This window comes from Stenotrophomonas sp. WED208, assembly GCF_040984485.1.
In the GTDB taxonomy this organism is placed as follows: domain Bacteria; phylum Pseudomonadota; class Gammaproteobacteria; order Xanthomonadales; family Xanthomonadaceae; genus Stenotrophomonas; species Stenotrophomonas riyadhensis.
This window is the reverse complement of record NZ_JAZARB010000001.1, coordinates 2,496,201-2,517,403: the sequence shown is the minus strand read 5'-3', so window position 1 is coordinate 2,517,403 and position 21,203 is coordinate 2,496,201. Positions and strand designations below refer to the sequence as shown.

Annotated in this window: 14 protein-coding genes; 9 read left to right on the top strand and 5 right to left on the bottom strand. The window is 66.3% G+C overall.

Annotated elements, in window-relative coordinates:
* The first annotated feature begins 108 nt into the window (after window positions 1-108).
* A complete protein-coding gene (locus VPH47_RS11225) occupies window positions 109-3,027 on the top strand; it encodes a VIT domain-containing protein (RefSeq protein WP_368850806.1) in 2,919 nt (972 codons plus the stop codon).
* A 62-nt stretch (window positions 3,028-3,089) separates the two neighbouring features.
* On the opposite strand, the gene VPH47_RS11220 is transcribed toward VPH47_RS11225, so the two are convergent.
* Together VPH47_RS11220 and VPH47_RS11215 are read right to left on the bottom strand one after the other, a co-directional pair.
* Window positions 3,090-4,076, bottom strand: coding sequence for a phosphatase PAP2 family protein (locus VPH47_RS11220; RefSeq protein ID WP_248860465.1), 987 nt, complete (start codon window positions 4,074-4,076; stop codon window positions 3,090-3,092).
* A gap of 181 nt (window positions 4,077-4,257) precedes the next feature.
* The gene (locus tag VPH47_RS11215; RefSeq protein ID WP_368850805.1) at window positions 4,258-5,466 is read right to left on the bottom strand and encodes an acyltransferase family protein; all 1,209 of its coding nucleotides are present in this window, start codon (window positions 5,464-5,466) and stop codon (window positions 4,258-4,260) included.
* Between the two features lie 175 nt (window positions 5,467-5,641).
* On the opposite strand from VPH47_RS11215, the gene VPH47_RS11210 reads away from it, so the two are divergent.
* On the top strand, window positions 5,642-6,502 hold the full coding sequence (locus VPH47_RS11210; RefSeq protein ID WP_368850804.1) for a LytTR family DNA-binding domain-containing protein: 861 nt from the start codon (window positions 5,642-5,644) through the stop codon (window positions 6,500-6,502).
* A gap of 33 nt (window positions 6,503-6,535) precedes the next feature.
* Here VPH47_RS11210 and VPH47_RS11205 read toward each other — a convergent pair whose 3' ends face one another.
* Window positions 6,536-7,276, bottom strand: a complete 741-nt coding sequence (locus VPH47_RS11205) for a M48 family metallopeptidase (RefSeq protein ID WP_110712181.1) — start codon at window positions 7,274-7,276, stop codon at window positions 6,536-6,538.
* 179 nt (window positions 7,277-7,455) lie between these two features.
* Here VPH47_RS11205 and prfB point away from each other — a divergent pair.
* The 7 genes from prfB (at window position 7,456) to VPH47_RS11170 (ending at window position 18,281) form a co-directional block, all read left to right on the top strand.
* Window positions 7,456-8,581, top strand: a protein-coding gene (gene prfB, locus VPH47_RS11200; RefSeq protein ID WP_097048047.1) for a peptide chain release factor 2 whose coding sequence is annotated in 2 segments (ribosomal slippage) — window positions 7,456-7,530 and window positions 7,532-8,581 — 1,125 coding nt in all. Because the reading frame shifts where the segments join, the coding sequence is not laid out codon by codon here.
* Window positions 8,582-8,626: 45 nt separating this feature from the next.
* Window positions 8,627-9,409, top strand: a complete 783-nt coding sequence (locus VPH47_RS11195) for a helix-turn-helix transcriptional regulator (protein WP_153854884.1) — start codon at window positions 8,627-8,629, stop codon at window positions 9,407-9,409.
* 562 nt (window positions 9,410-9,971) lie between these two features.
* A complete protein-coding gene (locus VPH47_RS11190; protein WP_153854883.1) occupies window positions 9,972-11,357 on the top strand; it encodes an NAD-dependent succinate-semialdehyde dehydrogenase in 1,386 nt (461 codons plus the stop codon).
* A gap of 63 nt (window positions 11,358-11,420) precedes the next feature.
* Entirely contained in the window at window positions 11,421-13,061 is a 1,641-nt protein-coding gene (locus VPH47_RS11185; protein ID WP_368850803.1) for an acetolactate synthase large subunit, read from the top strand.
* A 183-nt stretch (window positions 13,062-13,244) separates the two neighbouring features.
* Entirely contained in the window at window positions 13,245-14,756 is a 1,512-nt protein-coding gene (gene lysS / locus VPH47_RS11180) for a lysine--tRNA ligase (protein ID WP_110712185.1), read from the top strand.
* A 205-nt stretch (window positions 14,757-14,961) separates the two neighbouring features.
* On the top strand, window positions 14,962-16,107 hold the full coding sequence (locus VPH47_RS11175; RefSeq protein ID WP_110712186.1) for a two-component system response regulator: 1,146 nt from the start codon (window positions 14,962-14,964) through the stop codon (window positions 16,105-16,107).
* Window positions 16,104-18,281, top strand: coding sequence for a response regulator (locus VPH47_RS11170; protein ID WP_368850802.1), 2,178 nt, complete (start codon window positions 16,104-16,106; stop codon window positions 18,279-18,281). Before VPH47_RS11175 ends, VPH47_RS11170 begins: the two co-directional genes overlap by 4 nt.
* Window positions 18,282-18,354: 73 nt before the next feature.
* On the opposite strand, the gene VPH47_RS11165 is transcribed toward VPH47_RS11170, so the two are convergent.
* Both VPH47_RS11165 and VPH47_RS11160 read right to left on the bottom strand, forming a co-directional pair.
* Complete coding sequence (locus VPH47_RS11165) at window positions 18,355-19,227, bottom strand: crotonase/enoyl-CoA hydratase family protein (RefSeq protein ID WP_110712188.1); 873 nt, start codon at window positions 19,225-19,227, stop codon at window positions 18,355-18,357.
* Window positions 19,228-19,388: 161 nt separating this feature from the next.
* Window positions 19,389-21,065 carry a long-chain fatty acid--CoA ligase gene (locus VPH47_RS11160; protein ID WP_180860712.1) on the bottom strand — a complete coding sequence of 559 codons (1,677 nt, stop codon included), beginning with the start codon at window positions 21,063-21,065 and terminating at the stop codon, window positions 19,389-19,391.
* Between the last annotated feature and the right edge of the window lie 138 nt (window positions 21,066-21,203).

The window sequence follows — 21,203 nt, the reverse complement described above, 5'->3', positions numbered from 1 at the left end:
GATTGTAGAGAGTCTTGGGTGAGGGCCTGTTTCGACGGCATTTCCCCATCCAACCCCATTTGCCCCAGCCACGCGTTGAACCGTCCAACCTCCCGCTGGAGCAGTCCCATGCCCCTCGTCCACCGCGTGATTCCATCCGTACTGGCCCTGCTGCTCTGCGCTGTCGCTGGGGTTGCCCAGGCGCAGTCCACCAAAGCCGTCCGGCCCGTCCGGTCTGTGCCGCTACTGCAGGTTGCCGGCGCCGAGCAGCCCATCGCGCTGCGCCGGGCCCGCATCGAAGGCGACATCCAGGCCGGCATCGCGCAGACCCGCATCACCCTGGAATTCCACAATCCGAACCGGCGCGTGCTGGAGGGAGAGTTGCAGTTCCCGTTGGCCGAGGGCCAGCAGATCACTGGGTTTGCGCTGGATATCGGCGGTGAGTTGCGCGAGGCGGTGCCGGTACCCAAGGATCGCGGCCGCCAGGTCTTCGAGGAGATCGCCCGCCGTGGCGTCGACCCCGGCCTGCTGGAGCAGACCGCCGGCAATCAGTTCCGCCTGCGCATCTACCCGCTGCCCGCCGGCGGCAGCCGCCGCGTGCAGCTGGTGCTGCGCGAGCCGCTGGCCTTCTCGGGCCAGGGCTGGCGCTGGACGCTGCCGCTGCAGTTCGCCGCTGGTGCTGCCTCTGTTGCAGTGAAGGTGCAGGCGCCGGGTGCGATGGCCGCAGGTACCGCACCGTTCCAGATCACGGCGGGTCAGCTGCAATGGCAGGGTCGCGGCGCGCAGCTGCCGGCACAGCTGCAATGGACCCTGCCGGCCGAACGCAAGCAGCAGGTGCAGGTGGCGCCGTGGCAGGACGGCCACTATCTGCTGGCGCAGCTGCCGGTGCCGATCAGTAGCGCTCCCCGCACGCTGCCGAGCGAGGTCGGCCTGCTGTGGGACGGTTCGGGGTCATCCGGCCTGCGCGACCGCGCGCGTGAGTTCGCGCTGCTGGACCGCTATTTTGCCCGGATGGGCAATGGCACGGTCGCGCTGACCGTGCTGCGCGATCGCGCCGAGCCGGTCCGCCGATTCCGCATCCGCGGCGGCAACTGGAGTGAGCTGCGGGCGGCGCTGCAGGCGGTGCGCCCGGACGGCGCCAGTGCGCTGGCGCAGTGGCAGCCGCAGCCGACGGTGAAGGAATACCTGCTGGTCAGTGACGGCCTGCTGACGTATGGACCAGAAGCACTGCCGGCGCTGGCGCCGGACCAGCGCTTGTTCGCAATCAGCAGCGCCGGCGCCCGCACCGATGCGGTCCGGCTGCGCGGATGGAGTGAGTCGCATGGTGGCCGCTTTGTTGCACTGGAGGCGGATGTCGATGCCGCCGCGCGCGAACTGTTCTCCTCGCCGCTGGACGTGCAGGTCGATGCGGGGCGTGGCGTGCAGGACGTGGTGATTGATCGTCGCAGCGAGGCCGAAGGCTGGCTGTGGCTGCATGCCCGTTTGGCCGCAGACGGTGTGCCCATGCGGGTGCGCGTCGGTGGCGGTGAGTGGCAGGCGCTGCCGCCGACCCAGAAGAGCAGCGATGGCGAACTGCTGGCCGGGCTGTGGGCGCAGGCACGCCTGCAGCAGCTGGCGGCCGATCGTCGCGGCAACCGCGAGGCGATGCAGCGCCTGTCGCAGCAGTTCGGCCTGGTCGGGCCGGATACCTCGCTGATCGTGCTGGAAACGCTGGAGGACTACCTGCGCTATGCGATCCGTCCGTCCGGGAAACTGCGTGCCGAGTACGACGCCCGCTACGCGCGACAGGTGAGCGACCGCGCCGCGGCCGATCGCCAGCGTCTGGACGAGGTGGCCGCACGCTGGAAGGAGCGCCAGCAATGGTGGAGCCGGACCTGGCCAAAGGGCGCACCGCCGCAGCTGAAGGGCAGGGCACTGGAGGTAGCGTCCGCAGACTACGCGATGGAATCGGCGCCGGTGGCGATGCTGGCGGCCCCCGCTCCGGCGGCCCCGCCTGCGCCGATGGCAGCGGCAACCGAGCAGCGCAGGGAGGCCAGCAGCGCGCGCGCGCGTCGCTCCGTGTCCGCGGCGAACCAGGCGCTCGACACGGTGGTGGTCACCGGTTCGGCCATCGATCAAGCGGGGCCCGCCAACGAGGGCCAGCTCGGCATCCAGCTGGCCGCATGGCAACCGGATTCGGCGATTGCCCGCCGCCTGCGCCAGGGCCCAGCGTCGCAACTGTATGACCGCTACCTGGCCGAGCGCGATGCGCATGCCGACAGCAGCGCGTTCTTCCTCGATGTGGCCGACCTGCTGCTGGAGCAGGGCCAGCGCGAATTGGCATTGCGCGTCTTGTCGAACCTGGCCGAGATGGAGCTGGACAACCGCCACCTGCTGCGCGTGCTCGGCTACCGGCTGATGCAGGCCGATGCGCCCGCGCTGGCGGTGCCGGTGTTCGAGCAGGTGCTGGCGATGGGCCAGGAAGAACCGCAGAGTTTCCGTGACCTCGGCCTGGCGCTGGCCGCCGCCGGAAAGCCGCAGCAGGCGCTGGCGCCGCTGTACCAGGTGGTGGTGCGGCCCTGGGACAACCGCTTCGATGGCATCGCGCTGATCGCCTTGGATGAGCTCACCAACCTGGTCGCGCGCAGCACGCCACGGCTGGATACCCGCAACATCGACCCGCGCCTGCTGCAGGCGATGCCGCTGGACCTGCGCGTGGTGCTGTCCTGGGATGCCGACAACAGCGACATGGACCTGTGGGTGACCGACCCGAACGGCGAGCGTGCGTACTACGGCAATCGCCTGACCTACCAGGGCGGGCAGATGTCGCAGGACTTCACGGGTGGCTATGGCCCCGAGCAGTTCTCGCTGCGCAACGCCAAGCCGGGCAAGTACAAGGTGGAAGCGAACTACTTCGGCAGCCGCCAGCAGCTGGTGACCGGGGCGACGACGCTGATGCTGCGCCTGACCACCCACTGGGGCACGCCGAAGCAGAAGGACCAGATGGTCACGATGCGGCTGAAGGATCGCGCCGAGACTGTGCTGGTGGGTGAGTTCGAGGTGCGGTAGCACCGCGCCATGCGTGGCTGTTGCTTGGTTTCGGAACCGGCCTATCCACGCATGGCGTGGATCTACCGGGTGCTGCCCGGCATCGAGGGGCGTTGGCGCGGAATCCACCGCGCCAGCGCCACGCCGCCACCGAGGATCAACAGCGTGCCAATGGCCTGCCACAGCACTTCGGTCGCCGTTACATCAGGCAGCGGAATGGTCGCGGCCAGCAGATCGATCAACGGCCGCGCCAGCAGATAGATCACCACAACACCCAGCACGCGCAGCACCCGCTGCGCGATGCCCTGCGGATCCACCGGCCAGCCGCGCCATTGCAGCCACGCCACCAGCAGGCTCAGTGCCAGCAGTCGCCCGGCTTCACCGATGGGAACGAAGCGCGTGGTTGCTGCCGCCCACGCCAGCACTAGACTCAATCCAAACAGAAGCGGCAGCTGCCAGCGCCTGCTTGATCGCATCCCCGGCATCAGCTGCCACGCCAACAACGCCACGCCGACGCCAATCAGCCACCCGGCCAGTACGTCGGCCAGGAAATGCCGGCCCAGGTACATCCGTGACAGCGCCATCAGCAGCGGCCAGCCCAACGCCAGCGCCCAGCGCAGCCAGCGGCGGCGGATGCCGAAGGCCAGCAGCAGGCCGAGGCAGGCAGCGGTGGCGACGCCGACATGGCCGCTATTGAAGCCATAGTCGGCATCGGGCTGCGCCCGCAGCATTGCGGTGGCTTGTGCGTCCGGCAGTGCCCAGAAGGTGTGACCTCCGCCGTCCACCACGAACGGGTGGGACGGCTCGCCCTTGTCCAGCACTGCTGCGTCCACATCGGTCGGACGGGGCAGGGCGGCGCCCTGTTTGATTGCATGCGTGGCGCAGGCCATCAGCAGCACCGCCAGCATCACGCAGAGGCCGGCGCGCAGGCGTGCACCGAACGCGCACACCAGGATCAGCGCCGTATAGGCCATTTCGTAACCGAGCAGACTGATGAACTGCATCACCCACAGGAACCAGCCGGCGTCGAAGGTGTGCTGCAACCACAGGTGCCACTGCGTCTGGAACATCCGTTGTCCTAATTGTTTATTGGTTGGTGGACCGGCAGAGCTGAGCCAACGCTCGGCTCATGGCAGATGCAGCCGAGCGCAGGCTCAGCTCTACATCCGCGCGGCGCGCCTGATCGGCGATGCCGTGCGCGTGGCCGCCGACGATAGCGGATTTTCGGTTGGTGGACCGGTAGAGCCGAGCCTAAGCTCGGCTCATGGCAGACGCAGCCGAGCGTTGGCTCGGCCATACATCGGCGCGCAGCCCGAAAAGCGGCCGCAGCCAACGCGCGCGGCGGATCAGCAGTTCGTGGATCAGCAGGCAGCCACCGACGGTACCGCCCAGCAGCAGGGCCGGCTCAAGCCACGGCCCCAGTTGCAGTGGCTTGAGCCAGAACAACAGCGCGATGATCAGGCTCTGGTGCAGCATGTACCAGGGATAGATCGCCTCGGTGCAGTACGGCAGCCAACGGAACGGGCGGTCGAGGAACACCTTGCCCCAGCCGAGGATGGCCAGCAGCGCTGTCCACACATACAGCGACTGGCTGGTCCTGACCTGCAGGTCCCAGAACGGTTCGGGCCAGTGCCGCAGCGGTGAATCGTCCGGCAGCACCTGGCCAAGGATGCGCAGGCCCATGTACCAGCCGATGGCCGCAAGGGCCAGCCACAGCGTGGTGCGGCGCAGGCCGACAACCCGTTCCCAGAACACTGGCTCGCGACCCAGCAGGTAGCCGGCCAGGAACACCGTGGCGTACTTCGCATGCTGGTACCAGTCACCCATCAGGGCATTGGTGGAGGGATAGATCGGCTCCAGCCACACCACCCACGCCAGCAGCAGGGCGAACGGGATGCCGATCAGCAGCCACGGTGATGCGGCCACCCGCGCCATGGTCCGGCGCACCAGGGACGTCCCCAGCGCGGGCATCAACAGCGCCAGCGCCAACGTGTAGTTCCACAGGTAGGCCAAGTACCACAGATGGTTCCAGGTGATGCCGTACTGCCAGCCGGAGAAGCTGCCTTCCGGCCATGGCCGCACCTGCCAGTAGCGCAGCAGGAAGTGGCCGAAGCCTGGCGCCACGTGGCCGTTGGCAACGCCCTCGCAATAGGGCTGGATCGGCACGACCACGAACATGCCGAACAGCAGTGGCAGCACCAGTCGCCAGGTGCGCTGGCCGGCGAAGCGCAGCAGCTTTCCTTCCGGGCGCATCAGGGCGATGGCGATACCGGAGATCAGGAACAGCAGCGACATCCGCCAGCGGTTCACGAACAGCATCGGCCACTGCAGCCATTCGGCGGTGTGCACGCTCTTGAGGTGGAAACCCCAGTCGTCCACGTAGGCCATGCCGGTGTGGTAGAGGATCAGCAGTGCGAAGGCGAACACGCGCAGGGCGTCGATGTCGTGGCGTCGGGTCATGGTCAGGCCAGGCCGGGAGGTCGAGCCAATCTGGCCCTCGCCGCTGGTCTGGGCCATCGCCAGGGGCCTGCCGGCGGCCGCGCAGTGACCAATGGCGGGGGTGATGGGACCAATGGAGCGGCTACGCTGGCTCCCTTGAGGCACGCTGGAGCACCACAACACCATGGATGCAGCAATGGCCCAGGGCCGTCCACCGCGCTGGCGCACCTCCACCCGTCTGCTGGTCTGGGCGGCGATCCTGTCGGCCTCGGCGGTCACCAACGCGCTGGTTGAAGTGATGGATGCCACGCGGCGCGGCAGCGATCTCGGTCTGTGGGAGCCGATGATCTGGGAGTTCAGCAGCATCAGCCTGATCCTGCTGACCCTGCTCGTGCTGTGGTGGGGCTGCGAGCGCTGGCCGCTGCACGCCGACACCTGGAAGCGGCGCTTGCCTTTGTATGTGCTGGCCAGCGTGGGCTGGTCGCTGCTGCACGTGGTCGGGATGATGCTGCTGCGGCATCTGGCCTACGCGGCGCTGGGCTACCGCTATCACGATGATGCCGGTTGGCTGGAGCGCTTTGCCTACGAATACCTGAAGGATGTGCGCACGTTCGCGATGTTCGTGGCACTGGAGCACTTCGCCAGCTGGTTCGGCCGGCGCCGTCAGGGCGAGGCGCATCTGCTGGCCGAGCCCGATGGCGGTCCGCCGGTGGAACCGGTCGAGCGCCCCCAGCACTTCCTGGTGCGCAAGCTGGGCAAGGAGTTCCTGGTGGCCACCGAAGATGTGGAGTACGCCCAGGCGGCGGGGAACTACGTGAACCTGCGCGTACGCGGCCATGACTACCCACTGCGGATCACCATGGCGGTCCTGGAGCAGCGGTTGGATCCGGTGCAGTTTCTGCGGCCGCACCGCAGCTGGCTGATCAACCGCGATCAGTTGCGTTCGATCGAACCACTTGATGGCGGTGAAGCCCTGCTTCACATGGTCGATGGCGTCAAAGTGCCGTGCAGTCGACGACAGCTGCCGTTGCTGCGCCAGGCGCTGGCAGGAACCTGAGCGGGCGGACCGGTCGGCCCGCCCGCATGGGCATTACTTCTTGTCCTTCTTGATCATCGCGTCGATGCGCGCAGCGCGGGCTTCCGAGCCCGGGTGCGAGGACATCAGGCCGCCTTCACTGGACAATTTGCGGAACATGCTGGCCAGGGCCGCCGGGTCATAGCTGTGGCGCTTCATGAACTGGTAGCCGTACTCGTCCGCCGCGCTCTCTTCCTTCTGCGAGAACTGGGCGTTGACGAAGCCTTCGGCCAGTTCGCCGAGCTGGCCCTGGCTGAGCTGGGTCAGGTTGCCGTTGCCCGAAGCGGCCAGGCCCTCGCGGCCAGCCGAGGCGAGCAGGGCGGTGCGCATCTTGGTCTTGCTGTGGCCCAGCTTCACGTGGCCGATTTCGTGGCCGATCACGCCACGCACTTCGTCGTCGCTGGCCATGTCCATCAGGCCGGTATAGACGCGGACGCAACCGTTAGCCATCGCCCAGGCGTTGACGTCGGCGGTGCGGTACACCTTGAAGTTCAGGTTCAGGCCGTCCTCGTTGGCCAGGCCCTGGGTGATCTTGGCCAGGCGCTGGGCATACGGATCGTTGCCGGCCACCACCTGGTTGTCCTTGTCCATGTAGGCGCAGGCCTGATCGGCCGCGGCCGAGACCTCAGCGTCGGACAGGGTCAGCGCCTTGCCGGCCTTCATGCCGGTGCTGGTCAGGCCCTTCAGGTCGATGGCTGAGGCATTGGCGGCCAGCAGGCAGGCGGCCAGGCACAGGGTGGAACGCATGATCGTCATTGAAATGGTGCTCCTTGGGTTGGGAATGACCGCGTGGCCCCTGTTCCCGCGGCGGTGGGGAAGTCTACCGGGATCGGATGGCCGCGTGTCCACCCGGGGCCCAGCCCTGGCCTGCCTCGCCGCCGGGCGGACGCCTGCGGTATCATTGGCAGTCATCTTTTGAATGCATAACCGCCGACATGATCGAACTGAATCCTGTCCGCCAGCGCATCACCGATCTGACCGATCGCGTGCTGTCGCTTCGGGGGTATCTTTGACTACGACGCCAAGAAAGAGCGTCTTGAAGAAGTAACGCGGGAGCTGGAAAGCCCCGACGTCTGGAACAACGCCGAATACGCCCAGAACCTGGGCCGCGAACGTTCCAGCCTGGAAAAGACCGTGGGCGGCATCGCCTCGGTGCTGGACGGCCTGGCCGATGCCACCGAGCTGCTGGAACTGGCCGAGTCCGAACAGGACGAGGACACCGCGCTGGCCGTGGTCGCCGACCTGGACAAGCACCAGTCGCACGTCGAGAAGCTGGAGTTCCAGCGCATGTTCTCCGGCGAGATGGACAATGCTGCCGCGTTCGTCGACATCCAGGCCGGTGCCGGTGGCACCGAAGCCCAGGACTGGGCCGAGATCCTGCTGCGCATGTACCTGCGCTGGTGCGAATCGCGCGGCTGGAAGACCGAGCTGATGGAAGTCTCCGGCGGTGACGTCGCGGGCATCAAGTCGGCCACGCTGCGCGTGGAAGGCGACTACGCCTATGGCTGGCTGAAGACCGAGACCGGCGTGCACCGCCTGGTGCGCAAGTCGCCGTTCGACTCGGACAACCGCCGCCACACCAGCTTCACCTCGGTGTTCGTGTCGCCGGAGATCGATGACAACATCGACATCACCATCAACCCGGCCGACCTGCGTACCGACGTGTACCGTTCATCCGGTGCCGGTGGCCAGCACGTCAACAAGACCGAGTCGGCGGTGCGTATCACCCACATCCCGACCAACATCGTCGTGGCCTGCCAGACCGGCCGCAGCCAGCACCAGAACCGCGACAACGCGATGAAGATGCTGGCCGCCAAGCTGTACGAGCTGGAGATCCAGAAGCGCAACGCCGAAAAGGATGCGGTGGAAGCCACCAAGTCCGACATCGGCTGGGGCAGCCAGATCCGCAACTACGTGCTGGACCAGAGCCGTATCAAGGACCTGCGTACCGGCATCGAGCGCTCGGATACGCAGAAGGTGCTCGACGGCGACCTGGACGAGTTCGTCGAGGCCAGCCTGAAGGCCGGCCTGGCCGTGGGCTCCAAGCGCGTCGATGCCTGATCGACGCGCCTGCGCGGATATCATCGCCTTCCGCAACGGAGGGCGCTGATGCGCAGCGAAAGTGAACGCAAGGAACTCGGCGGCTTCCTCAAGGCCTGCCGCGCCCGTGTCGACCCCGCCACGCTCGGCCTCCCGGCCGGGCGCCGGCGTACCCCGGGCCTGAAGCGCGAGGAAGTTGCGCTGGCGATCGGCGTCAGCGTCAGCTGGTACACTTGGATCGAGCAGGGCCGCGAAGTGCGCGCCTCGCCCGAGGTGCTGGAGCGCCTGGCGCAGGTGCTGCGCATGAGCGACGACGAACGCGCCTATGCGTTCGCGCTGTCCGGCTACGGCGTGCCGCTGGAGTCTCCGGACGAGACAGTCACCGATGGCCTGCGCCAGCTGGTGGAGGCGATGCAGCCGATCCCAGCGTATGTGCGCAATACCCGCTACGACATCCTGGCCTGGAACCCGGCCATCGCCGACCTGTTCGTGGACTACAGCCAGCTGGCGCCACATGAGCGCAACACGCTGCGGCTGATGTTCCTGTACCCGCCGTACCGCACGCTGATCCTCAACTGGGAAGAAATGACCCGCGGGCTGCTGGCCGGCTTCCGCGCGGCGATGGCGCAGGCGCCGGACAAGGCACCATTCCTGGCGCTGGTCGAGGACATCGCCGCGCACAGCGAGGAGTTCCGCCAGTGGTGGCCGGAGCACGACGTGCGCCGGTTCGACGAAGGTGCGAAGAAGCTGAACCATCCCACGCGCGGGTTGCTGGACCTGCAGTACGTGGCGCTGGTGCCCGAGAGCCGGCACGATCTGTCCCTGGTGACCTATCTGCCGCGTAGGTAGAGGGTTGTTCGGCAGGGCTTGCAGCCCTGCACCTGCAGAGGCCGAAGCGACTGCAACAGCAACAGCCGGCATCCTGCCAACCCACACCGCCCCGCCTCTGACAGATTTCGCGCGGCTGTTGGTAGGTGTCGACCTTGGTCGACACATCTGTCAGATATCGAAAGAAGTTCCGGGGTCAGATCCGTTTTCCTACGGAAAACGGATCTGACCCCAAGAGTATTTCCGACAGATAGCAGGAAACCGTCGAAGGCGGGGTGGGGCCGGTTGCGGGGGCGTGAGCCGCATGGATGCGGCGACCGAGCTTACATGGACGTACTTGCAGCGCCCCCCGCAACCGGCCCCACCCCGCCATCCCATAGGAAACCAGCTTGTGCTGTTGCTACGGTTGTTGCCGTTGCTTCGGCGGGTGCAGGGCGCAGCCCTGCCAGGAGAATCCACCCCATTCAGGCAGGTAAGTGCAGGTCACAGGATAAGCAGACGCCTTGTTGTGCCCGTCCATCGGGTCCACATTCCTCTGCAGGAGACGGGCCACCGCCCGTTGTCGAGACAACAGGAGCCCTGCATGTCCGCTGCCCCCACCACTGCTGTTTCCCGCGATCCGGCCACCGGCCAGCAGATCGCCAGCCACCCCTTCGCCACCGACGCCGAGCTGGAAGCGATCCTCGATCGCGGCCAGGCCGGCTTCGCCGCCTGGAGCGCCAGGAGCCTCGAACAGCGCGCAGACGTATTGCGTGCGATGGCGGCGGTACTGCGCCGTGACCGTGAAAAGCTGGCCGCGCTGGCCACCGCCGAGATGGGCAAGGTGCAGGCCGAATCGCTGGCCGAGATCGAGAAGTGTGCCGTGCTGTGCGACTGGTACGCCGACAATGGCGCGCAGTTCCTGCGCGACGAACCGACCCAGGTGCCCGATGACAAGGCTTACGTGTCCTACCTGCCGCTGGGCGTGGTGCTGGGCATCATGCCGTGGAACTTCCCCTACTGGCAGGTGATGCGCGCGGCGGTACCGATCCTGATGGGCGGCAACGGCTTCCTGCTGAAGCCGGCCGAGAACATCGTCGGTACCGCGCAGCTGCTTGATGCCGCCTGGCGCGACGCAGGGCTGCCGGAAGGCACCTTCATTGCCGCCAACATCAGCCGCGACGGCACCAGCCGCGCGATCGCAGATGATCGCATTGCTGCGGTCACCCTGACCGGCAGCGTGGCCGCCGGCCGCAGCATCGCCGCCCAGGCCGGGCAGGCGCTGAAGAAGGTGGTGCTGGAACTGGGCGGGTCGGATCCGTTCATCGTGCTGGCCGATGCCGATCTGGACGCTGCGGTCGATGCCGCCGTGGCCTCGCGCTTCCAGAACACCGGGCAGGTCTGCATTGCCGGCAAGCGCATCATCGTCGAAGACGCGGTCTACGACCGGTTCGTGGCGCAGTTCTGCCAGAAGGTGCAGGCGCTGACCATCGGCGACGGCCGCGACCCGGCGAACCGCATCGGCCCGATGGCGCGCCAGGACCTGCTGGAGCAGCTGGATGCGCAGGTGCGGGCGTCGGTGGATGCGGGTGCGCAGCTGCTGGTCGGTGGTCACCAGCTGGATCGTCCGGGCGCGTTCTATGCCCCCACCGTACTGGCCGGCGTGGAGCCGGGCATGCAGGCCTTCGATACCGAGACCTTCGGGCCGGTGGCCTCGATCAGCCGCGCCCGCGACGCCGATCATGCGGTGGAACTGGCCAACCAGAGCGAATTCGGCCTCAGCGGCAACCTGTGGACCGGCGATCGTGCACGGGCCATGCAGCTGGCGCGCCGGCTGCAGACCGGCGGCGTGTTCGTCAACGGTTTCTCCGCCTCGGACCCGCGCGTGCCGATCGGTGGCGTGAAGAAAAGCGGTTTCGGCCGCGAGCTCTCGCACTTCGGTATCCGCGAGTTCGTCAACGCGCAGACCGTGTGGTTCGACAAGCGTTGACGCGCGGCTTCCACCCTTCCTGCAACGATCCATCATCAGTCCAGCGAAAAGGACGGCATTCCAATGTCCAAGGGTTCAGACCTGCTCGTCGCCGCGCTTGAGAACGAAGGCGTCGAACGTATTTTCGGCATCCCCGGCGAGGAGAACCTCGACGTGGTTGAATCGCTCCGCCATTCCAGCATCGAGCTGGTCATCACCCGCCACGAGCAGGCGGCGGTGTTCATGGCGGCCACCTATGGCCGGCTGACCGGCAAGCCGGGCGTGTGCCTGGCCACGCTCGGCCCGGGCGCGCTCAACTTCACCACCGGTGCCGCCTACGCGCTTCTCGGTGCGTGGCCGGTGATCATGATCACTGGCCAGAAGGGAATCGTCGCCAGCAAGCAGGCGCGCTTCCAGATCGTTGACATCGTCAGCACGATGAAGCCGCTGACCAAGCAGGCGCGGCAGATCGTGTCGGCGCGCACCATCCCGACCATCGTCCGCGAGGCGTTCCGTGTCGCCCAGGAAGAGCGCCCGGGCCCGGTGTTGCTGGAGCTGCCGGAGGATATCGCTGCCGATGAGGTCGAGAGCGTCGCGCTGATTCCGCCGCACGCGGTGGATCGTCCGATTGCCAGCCCGGAGGCGTTGGATCGCGCGGCGGAGATCATCCGCAATGCCAAGCGTCCGCTGCTGATGATTGCTTCGGCGGCGTCGCGGCCGCAGTCCAGCGAAGCGCTGTCGGCGTTCGTGTTGCGTGCCGGCATTCCGTTCTTCACCACGCAGATGGGCAAGGGCGCGGTGGCCGGTGGCTCGGGCCTGTACATGGGCACTGCGGCGCTGACCGAGCGCGACTACGTGCACATGGCGATCGACCAGGCCGACGTGATCGTGACGATCGGCCACGAGGTCACCGAGAAGCCGCCGTTCGTGATGCGCCCGGGTGGGCCGACCGTGATCCATATCGGCTATTCGCAGGCGGCGGTGGAACAGGTGTACTTCCCGCAGGTGGAGGTGATCGGCGATATCGGCCGTTCGCTGACCCAGCTGGCCGACCGCATCGAAGGTGCGGTGCCCAATGCCGGTGCGCTGCTGCCGCTGCGTACGACGATTCTCGAGCACCTCGCCGATCGTGCCGAAGAGGCCGGGTTCACCCCGCAGCGGCTGGTGCACGACGTGCGCCAGGTGATGCCGCCGGACGGCATCGTGGCGCTGGACAACGGCATGTACAAGATCTGGTTTGCGCGCAACTACCGCACCCAGGTGGCGAATACGCTATTGCTGGACAACGCGCTGGCGACGATGGGAGCGGGCCTGCCGTCGGCGATCATGGCCTCGATCCTGTACCCGCAGCGGCGGGTGCTGGCAGTGTGCGGCGACGGCGGCTTCATGATGAACAGCCAGGAGCTGGAGACCGCGCGGCGGCTGGGCCTGAACCTGGTGGTGCTGATCCTCAACGATGGCGCCTACGGCATGATCCGCTGGAAGCAGGCGGTGGATGGCTTTACCGACTACGGCATGACCTTCAGCAACCCCGATTTCGTGAAGTACGCCGAGGCCTATGGCTGCAAGGGCCACGAGGTGACCGCCATCGAGCAGTTCATTCCGACTCTGGAAGCGGCCTTCAACGAGGGTGGGGTGCACCTGGTGTCGGTGCCGATCGACTACTCGGAGAACGAGCGGGTGCTGGTGGACGAGCTGCGCCAGGCGTTCCCCGGGAACAGGTAAGGCCGGGGCAGGGCCGGCCGATCCGCCCGGTAGGTGCCGACCTTGGTCGACACGCAGAGCGCCAACCAGGGTTGGCGGCTACCGGGCGGCGGGCCGGGGCCGGGGCAGGGCGGTTTTGGTATGCTGGGCAACCGGCTGTGCCGGGCGCAACATCCCCCCTCACTACACGATTCCCGCAGATCCATGAGCGAAGCTACCGATACCCCCCCCGTCGACGAAAACAAGTTGATCGCCGAGCGCCGTGAGAAACTCAAAGCGCTGCGTGGGCAGGGCATCGCGTACCCGAACGACTTCCGTCGCGAGGACTTCGCCGGCCGCCTGCAGGAAGAGTTCGCCGACGCGGAGCAGTGGACCGCCGAAGCCCTGGAAGGCGCTGGCCGCCAGGTGAAGATGGCCGGCCGCCTGATGGCCAAGCGCATCATGGGCAAGGCCAGCTTCGCGCAGATCCAGGACGAGTCCGGCCGCATCCAGCTGTTCCTGCAGGGCGCGGTGCTGGGTGACGCCTACACCGCCTTCAAGGGCTGGGACGTGGGCGACATCATCGCCGTCGAAGGCGGCCTGACCCGTACCAAGACCGGCGAGCTGTCGGTCAAGGCCGAATCGATCCGCCTGCTGACCAAGTCGCTGCGCCCGCTGCCGGACAAGTGGCACGGCCTGGCCGACGTCGAGCAGCGCTACCGCCAGCGTTATGTGGACCTGATCGTGACCCCGGAGTCACGCGCGGTGTTCATCAAGCGCTCGAAGATCATCCGCGCCATGCGCGCGTGGCTGGACAACCGCGACTTCCTGGAAGTCGAGACGCCGATGATGCATTACATCCCCGGCGGCGCGGCGGCCAAGCCGTTCACCACCCACCACAATGCGCTGGACCTGGACCTGTACCTGCGCGTGGCGCCGGAGCTGTACCTCAAGCGCCTGACCGTGGGCGGCCTGGAACGCGTGTACGAGATCAACCGCAACTTCCGCAACGAAGGCGTCAGCACCCGCCACAATCCGGAATTCACCATGATGGAGCTGTACGAGGCCTATGCCACGTACAACGAGATCATGGACCTGACCGAAGGCGTGATCCGCGACGTGGCCAGGTCCGTCAACGGTGGCACCGAAGTCGAGTGGGACGGCGCGAAGATCGACCTGGGTCCGGCGTTCCGCCGCTGGCGCATGGACGAGGCGGTGCGCCACCACAACCCGGAAATCTCTGCTGCCGACTGCACCGACCGCGACGCGCTGCTGCGCCATTGCGAGCGCCTGAAGATCCGCGTCAAGCCGTCTTACGGCTGGGGCAAGCTGCTGCTGGAGATCTTCGAAGCCACCGTCGAACACACCCTGATCCAGCCGACCTTCATCACCGACCATCCGGTGGAGGTCTCGCCGCTGGCCCGCGCCAACGACAATGATCCGGGCTATACCGACCGCTTCGAGCTGTTCGTCAACGGCAAGGAGCTGGCCAATGGTTTCTCCGAGTTGAACGATCCGGAAGACCAGGCCCAGCGTTTCCAGGCGCAGGTAGCAGCGAAGGAGGGCGGCGACGACGAGGCGATGCACTACGACGCCGACTACATCCGTGCGCTGGAGTACGGCATGGCCCCGACCGGCGGCCTCGGTATCGGCGTCGATCGCCTGGTGATGCTGCTGACCGGCAGCAGCTCGATCCGCGATGTGCTGCTGTTCCCGTACATGCGTCCGGAGCAGTAAGTCGCTTTCCTGACTCCTGATTGTGCGCGCCGTCTCGAAATGAGACGGCGCGATTGACGCCTCCCGCACTCGGCGTATCGTTAATGCACTACCTTGACGCCTGTTGTGGCTTGATCGGCGGCAGGGGGATGATGCATCGTGGAGAGTCCGCTTCACAATGCGACGACGATCATGAACCGGGACGTATGACACGGGAGCCAGGCCGATGCAGGGTGCGAGCGTTCGCAGCGGCAGAGTATCCTCGCCTGCTGATGATCCAGCATGGTCGAGAAACCAGGCAGAGTACGCCTTGAACATCGTGATTGTTGACGACCAGACGTCCGCCCGGACGATGCTGCGCCACGTCATCGAGGACATCGCGCCCGAACTGAGCGTGTATGACTTCGGTGATCCGCTGACTGCCTTGGCCTGGTGCGAGGCGCATCCGGTCGACCTGCTGCTGCTCGATTACCGCATGCCGGAGATGGACGGGCTCGAGTTTGCGCGCCGTTTCCGCCGCCTGCCCAAGCATCGCGACATTCCGGTGATCCTGATCACCGTGGTCGGTGATGAGCCGATCCGGCAGGCCGCGCTGGAAGCGGGTGTCATCGATTTCCTGGTCAAGCCGATCCGCCCGCGTGAGCTGCGTGCGCGCTGCTACAACCTGCTGCAGCTGCGCCAGCAGACCGAGAACGTGAAGCAGCGGGCGTTGTCGCTGGAGCAGCGACTGCTGGCCAGCATGCACGAGGTCGAGGAACGGGAACGCGAGACTCTGTCGCGATTGGCCCGGGCGATCGAGTTCCGCGATGCCGGTACCAGCGCTTATCTGGAGCGCATGGCGCGCGTTGCAGGATTGATCGCCGAGCAGCTCGGCCTGCCCGAGGATGATGTCAGGCTGATCGAGATGGCTGCCCCGTTGCACGACATGGGCAAGATCGCCATTCCCGATGCGGTGCTGCTCAAGCAGGGCAAGCTCAATGAGGAAGAGCTGGCGATCATGCGCCGGCACCCGCGGATCGGCCATGAGCTGCTCAGTGGCAGCCAGAATCGTTTCATCCAGGTCGGTGCCTTGATCGCACTGCGCCATCATGAGCGTTACGACGGCAGCGGCTATCCCGATGGGCTGGTCGGGGACGCGATTCCGCTGGAAGCGCGCATCGTGGCCGTTGCCGATGTCTTCGATGCCCTGATTTCCCCGCGTCCGTACAAGGAAGCATGGACCATGGAAGCCACCCTGGCCTATCTGTATGCCCAGCGTGGCCGACTGTTCGACCCACGTTGCGTGGACGCGCTGCTGCGTGGCCGCGAACAGCTGGACCAGATCTGCACCGAGCATTCGATGGCCTCCGCGCGCCCGGGGCTGGGCGCGTGAAACGCCTGTGGTCGCAGCTGAGGCTGCGCCTGGCCCAACGCCAGGACAGTGAACACGGCCAGCAGATCGTCCGCATTGTCCTGATCAGCCTGATCCTTGCCTATGTGCTGCTGCCGGCACCGCGCCACGACCTGCCGCATGAGCAGTACGCGGGCGTGCTGGCGATCGTGCTGACAGGCCTGAGCCTGTCACTGCTGCTGTTCGGCTGGCTGCTGTGGCGACCGGAACGCTCCGATCCGCGCCGCGTGCTGGGCATGCTGGCCGACTACGGCCTGATCGCCGCCGGCATGGTGCAGATGGGCGAGCCACTGGCCTGGGTCTACATCGTGGTGATGTGGGTGACGGTCGGCAACGGCATGCGTTTCGGCAATCACTACCTGTATGTGGCGGTGGCGATGGCAATGGTCAGCTTCGGCTGTACCGTGCTGCTGACCCCGTACTGGGAGCAGAACTTCCGCCTGGCCATCGGTCTCTGGCTCGGGTTGGCGGCAGTGCCTCTGTACTTCTCGACACTGCTGCGGCAGTTGACCGAGGCGATGGCCGAAGCGCGCCGTGCCAGCGAGGCCAAGAGCCGCTTTCTCGCCAACATGAGCCACGAGTTCCGCACGCCATTGAATGGCCTCAATGGCATGACCGAAGTGTTGGCGACCACGCGCCTGGATGACGAGCAGCGCGAGTGCCTCAACACCATCCAGGCATCATCGCGCAGCCTGCTGGCCCTGGTGGAGGAGGTGCTGGACATCTCTGCCATCGAGGCGGGCAAACTGCGCGTGGTGGCTGAGGATTTCGCGTTGGCCGACGTGATCCAGGCGATCGGGCTGATCCTGCTGCCGCAGGCCAAGGCAAAGCGGCTGGACTACCGGGTGAAGATCGCCGACGGCGTGCCGCCACGGTTGCGCGGCGATGTCGGCCACCTGCGGCAGATCCTGCTGAACCTGGCTGGCAACGCAGTCAAGTTCACCGACCATGGCCGGGTGGAGATCCGTGTCGGCGTGGTACACGCCGACACCAGCGGCGCGGTGCGCCTGCGCTTCGACATCCTCGATACCGGCATCGGCGTGGCGCCGGCCATGCGTACGCGGTTGTTCGATGCGTTCGAGCAGGCCGACGTCAGCATGGCGCGCCGCCACGAAGGCACCGGTCTGGGGACGACCATCGCCAAGGGCCTGGTCGAAGCGATGGACGGCGACATCGGCTACCTGGAGAACCCGCCCCGCGGAAGCCATTTCTGGGTCGAGCTGCCGTTCGCGCCGCCGCAGCCGATGGTGCCGGGGGCGGTGCCGAGCCTGTCCGGAGATGAGGAGGTGGGGCAGGGTGGCAACGTGATCGCCTTTGCCGATCCGTTCCTGCGTCACCGGGCGCGCGTGCGCAGCATGCAGATCCTGGTGGCCGACGACCACGAGGCCAATCGCATGGTCCTGCAGCGCCTGCTGCAGAAGGCCGGCCACCGCGTGCTGTGCGTGGACGGCGGCGAAGCGGTGCTGGATGCGTTGGCCGACAGTGAATTCGACGCGGTCATCGTCGATCTGCACATGCCGGGCATGAGCGGGCTGGACATGCTCAAGGAACTGCGGGTGATGCAGGCCGGCGGTGGCCCGCGCACACCGGTGCTGGTACTCAGTGCCGACGTCACGCCGGAGGCGATCCAGCGCTGTACCCAGGCCGGTGCGCATGCATTCCTGGCCAAGCCGGTAGTGGCGGTGCGGCTGCTCGACACGCTGGCCGAGATCGCCAGCAACGCCCAGCTGAAGACCATGGCTGCGCCGGTGGTACGGGCGACGACGCCGCTGCAGGATGGCGTGCTCGACAGCAGCGTGCTGGACGAGCTGGCCTCGCTGGGCATGGGGGAGGGGTTCGAGCGTGAATTCATCCGCCAGTGCCTGGAGGATGCCGCGACCTGCATGGGCAAGGCCGAGCAGGCCGGCGAAGCTGCGCAGTGGGAAGTGTTCCGTGAACAATCCCATGCCATCAAGGGCGTGGCCAGCAACCTGGGCCTGATGCGGGCGTCAAGCCGCGCCGGCGAGCTGATGCGGATGGCCGACTGGCAGCTCAAGGCTGAATGGCGTACGCGCCTGACCATCCTGCAGGACGCGATCAAGGAAGGCCGACGTGCGTTGGATGCACGGGCCGAACGCCGGAGCCGTGGTGCCGCTGATGACGGCGAGGCGCGCTGAGCCATGGCGTTGGACCGATAAAAAAAGCCCGGTGGCCAACCGGGCTTGAACCCTTCTGGGGGGAGGGGGTGAATCAGGCCGCGTCGAGGCCGGCGCGACGGGTCTGGGCCTTGATCAGGCGATCCATGGTGCGCAGCGAGCGGTCGCCGAGGGCGAGGGCGGAATCGACCCACACCTTGGTGATCTCCAGCAGTTCGTCGTAGCTGACGGCCTGGGCGATGCCACGCGCGGCGTTCATCGCCAGGTAGGACTGCGGAATCCGCTGCTGCTGGCGGATCAGATCTTCGACGGCGGCACGGCCTTCACCCTTCTTCACCAGCACGTCCACCACGCCCATTGCGTGCATTTCCTCGGCGCTGTAGACCCGGCCGTCGAGGATGATCTTCTCGGCCAGATGCGGTGACACCCGGCGGCACAGGAACGAATAGGCGCCCATGCCCGGGAACAGGCCGAACAGCACTTCCGGCAGGCCGAGACCACTGCCTTCCTCGGCAACGATGGTATGGCAGGCCAGTGCCATTTCCAGGCCACCGCCGAGGGCGTCGCCCTGGATCAGGGCGATCGAGCGGACATCGCCGCCGAACCCGGTATGCAGATGGTGTACACCCTCCACACAGCGCTGGGCGTAGGTCAGCAACAAGTCACGGTTGCCTTCGCGGATGAGGCGGGTGAACAGGTCCAGGTCACCGCCGAGGTTGTAGGCGACGGCATCGGACGCCAGTACGAAATGCCTCAGCTTCCCGCTGTGACGCTCGGCGGGGCCTTGGGTGATGGCGGCCATGTAGCTCCACATCTCATCGAGCATGTCCTTGCGGCAGCACGGCCGCACGCCGGTGCTGGCATCGGCGTGCATGAACAGCCAGTGGGCAGCGCCGTCGGCGCTGTCTTCGGTACGGATGGTGGTAAAACGCGAGCCGCTGGAAGGCAGCTTTTCAATGGTGCTCATGTAGGGGTCCTCGGCATGCGGCCCGCAGAATGAAGTGGGTGGCCGGCGGGCCGAACGGTCCACACACGCGGCGATGCTACACCGCCTCTGCGGCGGCGTATGCGAAAGGGCCCGGGACGTTTCCGTCCCGGGCCCGATACCCTTCAATCTGCCGTGAACCCTTACTGGGCGGGCGTATCGCGCAGTTCGCGACGGAGGATTTTGCCGACGTTGGTCTTCGGCAGCTCTTTTCGGAATTCTACGATTCTGGGGTGCTTGTAACCGGTCAGGTTCGCCCGGGCATGTTCCTTGACCATCTCGGCGGTCAGGTTCGGGTCCTTCTTCACGATCACGACCTTCACCACTTCACCGGACTTCTCGTCCGGCACGCCGACCGCGGCCACTTCCAGCACGCCCGGCATCATCGCGATGACGTCTTCGACTTCGTTCGGATAGACGTTGAAGCCGGACACCAGAATCATGTCCTTCTTGCGGTCGACGATGTAGAAGAAGCCCTGCGCATCCATCTTTGCCATGTCGCCGGTGTGCAGCCAGCCGTCGGCGTCGATGGCCTTGTCGGTTTCCTCCGGACGCTGCCAGTAGCCCTTCATCACCTGCGGGCCCTTGATGCACAGCTCGCCCACTTCACCCAGCGGCAGGATGTTGCCGTTGTCGTCCTTGATGCAGGCATCGGTGGACGGGATCGGCAGGCCGATCGAGCCGTTGTACTCGGTCAGGGTGAGCGGGTTGATGCAGGCCGCCGGCGAGGTCTCGGTGAGGCCATAGGCCTCGACCAGGGTCACGCCGGTGACCTTCTTCCAGCGCTCGGCCACGGCACGCTGCACCGCCATGCCGCCGCCCAGGGTGACCTTCAGCGACGAGAAGTCGACCGTGTCGAAGCCGGGGGTGTTGAGCAGGCCGTTGAACAGCGTGTTGACACCGGTGATGGCGGTGAAGGGCACCGACCTGAGCTCCTTGACGAAGCCCTTCATGTCGCGCGGGTTGGTGATCAGGTGGTTGCAGCCACCGAACTTCATGAAGACCAGGCCGTTCGCCGTCAGCGCGAAGATGTGGTACAGCGGCAGGGCGGTGATGATCCACTCCTTGCCCATCTCGATGCCGGACGCACTGATCCAGGCCGAGGCCTGCTGCATGTTGGCGATCAGGTTGCGGTTGGTCAGCATCGCGCCCTTGGCCACGCCGGTGGTGCCACCGGTGTACTGCAGGAAGGCGATGTCGTCGTGGTCGATCTCGACCTTCGGGAGCGTGTGCCGGCTGCCCAGCTTGAGCGCCTGCCTGAAGCGGACGGCACCCTTCAGATGGTAGTTGGGCACCATCTTCTTGATGTACTTCAGCACGAAGTTGACGATCACGCCCTTGGTACCGAGCAGGTCGCCCAGGCCGGTGGTGATCACATGCTTGACCGGCGTATCGGCGATGACCTGTTCGACGGTGTCGCCGAAGTTGTCGACCACCACCAGCGCGGTCACGCCGGCATCGACCAGCTGATGCTTGAGCTCGCGGGCGGTGTACAGCGGGTTGACGTTGACCACGGTCAAGCCGGCGCGCAGCACGCCGAAGGTGGCCACCGGATACTGCAGGCAGTTGGGCATCATCAGGGCGACGCGGTCACCCTTCTTGAGCTTGAGCTCACCCAGCAGGTAGGCCGCGAACTGGTTGACCAGCGCATCGGTCTCACCATAGGTGAGTACCTTGCCGAAGCTGGAGTAGGCGGGACGGTCGCGGAATTTCGCGACGGAAGCGTCGAAGACCGAAGCTACCGAATGGAACTCGTTGACGTCGATCTCGGCGGGAACGCCTTTCGGATAGCTCTGCAGCCAGGGACGATCCAGACTCATATTCCCCCTCCAGGAATCGTGATGTATTAGGTTCCGGCCCTGAGCGTATCGACAATGGCCGGTCATTGCAGCATACCCCGCCGTAGGGAAAACGCGAAGAGGCCCCGAGGGGCCTCTTTGCGTGGTAGCGCCGGCCGC

Bases quoted from the DNA above. Each gene is read 5' to 3' on its own strand.
- VPH47_RS11225 (WP_368850806.1), top strand. From the start codon at position 109: ATGCCCCTCGTCCACCGCGTGATTCCATCCGTACTGGCCCTGCTGCTC.
- VPH47_RS11220 (WP_248860465.1), bottom strand. From the start codon at position 4,076: ATGTTCCAGACGCAGTGGCACCTGTGGTTGCAGCACACCTTCGACGCC.
- VPH47_RS11215 (WP_368850805.1), bottom strand. From the start codon at position 5,466: ATGACCCGACGCCACGACATCGACGCCCTGCGCGTGTTCGCCTTCGCA.
- VPH47_RS11210 (WP_368850804.1), top strand. From the start codon at position 5,642: ATGGCCCAGGGCCGTCCACCGCGCTGGCGCACCTCCACCCGTCTGCTG.
- VPH47_RS11205 (WP_110712181.1), bottom strand. From the start codon at position 7,276: ATGACGATCATGCGTTCCACCCTGTGCCTGGCCGCCTGCCTGCTGGCC.
- VPH47_RS11190 (WP_153854883.1), top strand. From the start codon at position 9,972: ATGTCCGCTGCCCCCACCACTGCTGTTTCCCGCGATCCGGCCACCGGC.
- VPH47_RS11185 (WP_368850803.1), top strand. From the start codon at position 11,421: ATGTCCAAGGGTTCAGACCTGCTCGTCGCCGCGCTTGAGAACGAAGGC.
- lysS (WP_110712185.1), top strand. From the start codon at position 13,245: ATGAGCGAAGCTACCGATACCCCCCCCGTCGACGAAAACAAGTTGATC.
- VPH47_RS11175 (WP_110712186.1), top strand. From the start codon at position 14,962: ATGCAGGGTGCGAGCGTTCGCAGCGGCAGAGTATCCTCGCCTGCTGAT.
- VPH47_RS11165 (WP_110712188.1), bottom strand. From the start codon at position 19,227: ATGAGCACCATTGAAAAGCTGCCTTCCAGCGGCTCGCGTTTTACCACC.
- VPH47_RS11160 (WP_180860712.1), bottom strand. From the start codon at position 21,065: ATGAGTCTGGATCGTCCCTGGCTGCAGAGCTATCCGAAAGGCGTTCCC.